The organism is Hyphomicrobiales bacterium (genome assembly GCA_030688605.1).
Lineage (GTDB): Bacteria > Pseudomonadota > Alphaproteobacteria > Rhizobiales > NORP267 > JAUYJB01.
This window is the reverse complement of sequence record JAUYJB010000140.1, coordinates 1-5,661: the sequence shown is the minus strand read 5'-3', so window position 1 is coordinate 5,661 and position 5,661 is coordinate 1. Positions and strand designations below refer to the sequence as shown.

Below are 5,661 nucleotides of genomic sequence, written 5' to 3'. Positions count from 1 at the left end.
GGCGCCGCACGCGAGTTCCTCGGCTATCTCGCCACGGACGCGGCCAAGGCAATTCTCGCGGAAGCGGGAATTCAAACCTGAGGCGCCCTGATGCTCTCTAATCCGACTTAACTGCTGAAAAACATTCCACGCAGATGCGCCAAGCGCGCGCGCAGATTGAAGCTCGGTGCCTTTGCCACCATCTTCGCCCAAACCTTCGAGCGGCCGAGATCGTCGAACAGCGAGTAAGCCACCGGGGTGATCAGGAGCGTGATCAAGAGCGACAGCGACTGCCCGCCGATGATGACTTTGGCCATCGACGCCCGCGATGCCGCACCCGGCCCGCGCCCCAGCGCCATCGGCAGCATGCCGAAGACCAGCATCAACGTGGTCATGAGAATCGGCCTGAGCCGGACATGATTGGCTTCGATGATCGCCCGATCGCGCTCCATGCCCCCGGCGCGCAGCGTGTTGGTGTAGTCGATCTGCAGGATCCCGTTCTTCTTGACGATGCCGAAGAGCATGAAGAGACCGAACATGGCGTAGATATCGAGGGGCTGGCGCAAGAGCACCAACGAGAGAATCGCAAAGGGCAGCGTCAGCGGCAACGCCAGGAGAATCGTCACCGGATGGCTGAAGCTCTCGAATTGCGCCGCCAGCACCATGTACATGAAGATCAAGCTCAGGGCGAAGGCGATGGCGAAACCGCGCATGGTTTCCGCCAGCACCTTGGCGCGGCCGGTGAAATCGGCGGTATAGGTCGGCGGCAAATCGAGTTCTCTAACGAAGCCCTGAATCTGCTCCACTGCCTGACCCAGCGGCAGCGACGGCGGCAGATTCGCGACCACCGTGACTTTGCGCTGGCGGTTGTAGCGGTCGATTTGCGACGGGCCGAAGTCCTCGTTAAGCGCGGCCAAATTGGCGATCTTTACCAGTTGGCCGTCGCGCCCCTGCACGGTGAGATTGAGGATCGCCTGCGTGTCCTTTCTCTGATCCTCAGCGGCGCGCAGCCAAATATCGTACTCGTCGGACTCCTCTTTGAATTTCGAGATCGGCTCGCCGCCGACGAATGTCCTGAGCGTCGAGGCCACGTCGGCGATCTGAATGCCGAACTCGGAAGATTTCTTACGGTTGATCACGGCACGCAGCTCGGGCTGGCGCACCGAAGGGGTGGTGTCCGCGTCGACGATGACGATCCCGACGGCGAGGATCAAACCGAGCATGGTGATGTTGTTGAGCGTGAAGCCCATGGCGCGCATGAGCGAAAAGGTCGAAATGACCGACGCCGGAATCGCCACCGAGGCGATCAGCGTGCTGCGCCAGTCGTGCATGAAGAGATAGACGGTCAGCGCCACCAGCAGCGCCCCCAAGATCAAGTGGAGTCTGACCTCTTCGAAGGACGCCTTGATGAAGCGTGACTGATCGACGATCACCTCGGTGCGGATGTCGGCGGGCAAAACCCCGCGCTGCTCGGCGAGCCGCGCCCTGACGCGATCCACGACGTCCACCGTATTGGTTCCCGACTGCCTTTTGACGATCAGTTGGACCGCGCTCTCGCCGTCGAGCCGCGCCAGACTACGCCGCTCCACGACTCCGTTCTCGGCTTTGCCGATGTCCCGAATCATGATCGGCCGGCCCGAGAAATTGCCGACGATCAGATCGTTGAAGCCCTCGACGTTCTCAATGCGTCCCATGGTGCGCAGCACCAGCTCGCGCCGCTTCTCATCCACCCGCCCGCCGGGAATTTCCACGTTCTGCGCCTGAGCGGCGCGCTTGACCTGGGCGATGGACAGGTTGTAGGCGGCGAGCTTGTCCGGATCGACGTCGATGTTGATCGTGCGTTCCTGCTGCCCGACCATGATCACCTGGCCGACGCCGCGCAGGGACTCGATGTCTTCCTTGACCTGTTTGCGCGCGATCTCGCTCACCTCGCGCGCGTTGCGTTTGCCGGACACGGCGATCTTCATCACCGGAGTGGCGTCCACCTGGAATTTTTGGATCACCGGGGGATCGGTGCCCACCGGCAGTTGCGACAGCACTGTGGAAACCTTGTCGCGCACCTCCTGCGCCGCCACGTCGCCGTTTTTATCGAGCACGAACTGGACGGCGATGATGGAGACGCCCTCTTTGATGACCGCGCGCAGCTCGTCGATACCGTCGATCGTGTGGATCGCTTCTTCTATAGGTTTCGTGACCGCAGATTTCATCTCCTCGACGCTGGCGCCGTTGAGCGTTGCGGTAATGGTGACGGTGGGCAGATCGACGTTCGGATAGAGATCGACGCCCAAGCCGGCGTAGGAAAACAGCCCCAGCACCACCAGCGCCATGATCAACATGGTGGCGAAGACCGGGTGGCGGATGCAGAGGTCAGCGAGGTTCATTCGCGTCCTCCGGCTTACCGCGCGGCATCACCGGGCCGCTGACCGCCACCGCCGCGCCGTCGATGAGGCGGGTCAGGCCCGAGATCGCGACCAGCTCGCCGGTAATTTCGATCTCGTTGGTCCCCACCCGCGCGCCGGTTTGGACCACTCGCTCCCGGGCGACCTCGTTTTCAATCACGTAAACTTTAGACACCCCCGCGAAGGTCACCACCGCCTGTTGCGGCACAGTGAGGGCATTGGGATCGACCTGTACTAGACCTGAAATAAGCGCCAAGGGAACAGAGTACTCGCCGGTAGGATCCAGGCGACTCCTTGGCGGTTCGTAAGTACTCAGTGGAACGTGTTTGTATCGCAAAAGGGTGGCGTTTGGGCGCGAGAGTATGATGGGCTGAGGTTGAGGGCTGATTTTGGACGCAACTCTGCCTGCACGAAAGACGCCGGAGCTGACCTTTAACGATTTTCTCACAGTCTCTTAAGTCTGCAGCCGAGCATGAGCGCTGAGGATGTCGGACAAAAACCGATGCGATCCCGCCAGCCGCACCACCAAACTGCGCCCCATCTTTAAGACCTTGGCAGCGATGTAGACAAAGTGACGGCGAAACCGTTTCCACTCCCAGCGCACCACCTCGCTGGGTAAGGCGATCTGGGCGATCCACTTGCCGAGATTCCAGGCCAACCGGGCGATTTGGAGCCATGCCGAGTTACCCAGAAACTCTGCCACCGGCATGCGCCACCCCGCGATGCCGTGACCAAATTGCTCGATGACGTTCTCCTGGTCGCAGCGCTGATAGCTCAGATCGATAATCTGTCGGGGACTGTAAGAGCGTGGCAGATCGCTCAGCACCAACCGGTAGCGGAAATGCTTAAAGAGCGCCCCCTGGCCATCGCTCTCTTCGATCAAAACCCGCCGCACGATCAGCCGACACGGAAAGGGGACCCCGGAGGGCTGATAGTCGATCTCGCTGATCCACTGCTGGACGGTGCTCAACGTGCGATACCCTCGCTGTTGGGCTTTGTTTTTGCGCCAGTTCACCGTGCGCCCATGCCGCGAAGGACCGCTTGGCTGCTGGCGATCGGCACGTGGCACAAAAGGTTTCCAGCACTTCTCGGCGATCGCCTCGACCAGCGCCGCGCGGTTGGGATGCAGCCTGCCCCCGATCGCAAAGTACGCCCCCTGCTCGATCACCGCCTGGTACACGTCGGCGCGGTCAAAGTCGGTATCGCCGCGCACAATCGCGTTCTTGAAATGGCGCTTAACCCGCGGCAATACCTCCTTAAGAGCCCCAGCCGCAGCGTCCGAAGAACGCCCGCTGCCCGGCTGGTTCACTACCTTCAGGCACTCCCCGGTGCCGCCCAGTGATACCACCAACGGCTGATACGACCAACGTCCGTCGTAGCTGAAGTCGGCTCCTTGCTTCTGTTCCCCATAAAGAGGCGTGATGTGCCCATCGAGATCCACCAGCGCATACTCTTGCTTTTTTCTCCGACGACCCACCCCGCCTGCCAGCTTGGACCACACCGCCTCCTGAACCTCGTCGGTGCCCCCCGAGAGCTGTCCGATATTTTGGCTCGTTCTAAAGCGGCGCAGAAAATCCCCCGCCGTCGTCGGGTCGGGTATCCGACAGGCTCCCACCATGCGGCGCACCGCCTCGCTCCCTTGCAACGCCGCCTGGTCCTCTAAACACGTCCCGTCAGCGTACAACGTGTAGGCCAGCGCCAACACGTGGTCCGATTCGTGGTAGGGCGCGTGGCGCTTAAACAGCTCCAGCGATTCATCGATCCGCTGGGCGACCCCAAACCGCCGCATAAACTGCTGCGCCAATACCAGCCCGCCATAGTGGGTCATCTCGCCGCGCGGATCGCTCTCAAGATGGAGCAACGGGTGACGCATCACCCGCCCTTCGGTCTCAGGCCATGGAAGCTCCGCTCCATCTACGCTCGTACCTGAATTGACGTGACTTGCGCGCTCAAATGCGATAGATGCTTTCACTTGGGAGGCCCTCCGCTTATGGGGTTACGTTGCTGTGTGACTACTCTTCGTATACCTCATTTCAGAGGGCTTTTCCCGTTCTAAGCCTATGTCAAATTTTTATCTGTCCCCTAAGCGCTTACTTGAGGACTAGAGGACCTACTAGAGGGGACCTACTCGAGGGACGTAGGTCCGAATAGTCCGTTATCACCAAAAGGATTTCGCCTCCCACCCGTTTCTGATTATCACCTGCTTGCCCCCCGTGACCCCTCTCAAAACGCTCTGCCTCGATACTCGCAGCAACCTTCCGAGCCTCGTCGGCCCTAGTCCGCCGACTCGAACGGCGCCGGGGTCAGCCCCCGCCAATCTTGACAGTCTTTTCCTGATGCCTGGCACTCCACGGCCGAACACACCGTCGCGATTGTTTCTTGAGTCCCGAATTAAAACTCACACGCTGCCGCGCCTGCAGTGCGTTCAAGCTGGAGCCGAAGGTTTGCACCTAGCAGCCCGTGGTACAGGTCCGTTTTTCACAAGACGCACGGGAACGCCTCGAGGCAGTAACTTGGGATCGCAAATAGTCTCAGATCGAGTCCTCGGCGCCGTGTCTGCCGACAGGCAGGCCGATCAGCGGTCACTTGGTCGCGCAGTTGCAGCCACAGAGTAAAACAAAAAGCCCATACGGCAGCCAAACGGCCCTGCAGGCCGCGCGGGGTTCCAATACCCGTCAACGTGCGCATCCACTGGCCCAGATTGCACGCCGCTACGTGCACGAGCAGCCCCGTTTGAGAATATTGCCGTGCCCGCGCAGATGAGTCCGACGCATGCCGCCCGTCTCGTAGAGATGAGCATTGGGTCGCTCCAACAACTCGCCCCGTCGCCGCATCAACTGCTGGCCGCGCCCGCCCCGGATGCGCCGCCGATTGGCATACACCGCGTCGCGCTCGGCGTGCTGATCGATCCAGTTCTGCCGACCCCGATCCGGTTCACTGATGTAGGTGCGCAGTACCAGGCTCTGCATATCGAGCACGGTTTCCTTACTGTGATAGCCCTTGTCGGTGACCAGTTCCTCCACCGTCTTTACCTTGTCGTTGATCGCGGCTACGGCTTCCAGCTGTTCGACCGCTTCGGGTAGCGTCGTCTGAATCGTGGTCGTGTCGCCTTGATCAGCTTCTTGCAACGTGACGGCCACGATGGCGCCGGTCTCCAGGTCCACCGCATGCTCGGCTGTGTGCGCGCCCTGCGTGCGTGCAGCCTTCATCGGGGCGCTCCGCGCGTCGGGGGCATGCGGATGCGTCAAGTCCTGGTTCGCCCCTTTGTGCTGGCGCTTGCGAT

The 5,661-nt window shown here is 61.1% G+C and carries 4 protein-coding genes; all 4 read right to left on the bottom strand.

Annotation, left to right across the window (positions count from 1 at the left end):
* Positions 1–107: 107 nt before the first annotated feature.
* On the bottom strand, positions 108–2,360 hold the full coding sequence (locus tag Q8P46_14860; GenBank protein ID MDP2621428.1) for an efflux RND transporter permease subunit: 2,253 nt from the start codon (positions 2,358–2,360) through the stop codon (positions 108–110).
* On the bottom strand, positions 2,347–2,634 hold the full coding sequence (locus Q8P46_14855; protein MDP2621427.1) for a hypothetical protein: 288 nt from the start codon (positions 2,632–2,634) through the stop codon (positions 2,347–2,349). The genes Q8P46_14860 and Q8P46_14855 overlap by 14 nt, the downstream gene beginning before the upstream one ends.
* Before the next feature lie 198 nt (positions 2,635–2,832).
* The gene (locus Q8P46_14850; GenBank protein MDP2621426.1) at positions 2,833–4,239 is read right to left on the bottom strand and encodes an IS1380 family transposase; all 1,407 of its coding nucleotides are present in this window, start codon (positions 4,237–4,239) and stop codon (positions 2,833–2,835) included.
* 850 nt (positions 4,240–5,089) lie between these two features.
* The coding region (locus Q8P46_14845; protein MDP2621425.1) for a hypothetical protein at positions 5,090–5,661 on the bottom strand (572 nt) is incomplete at its 5' end.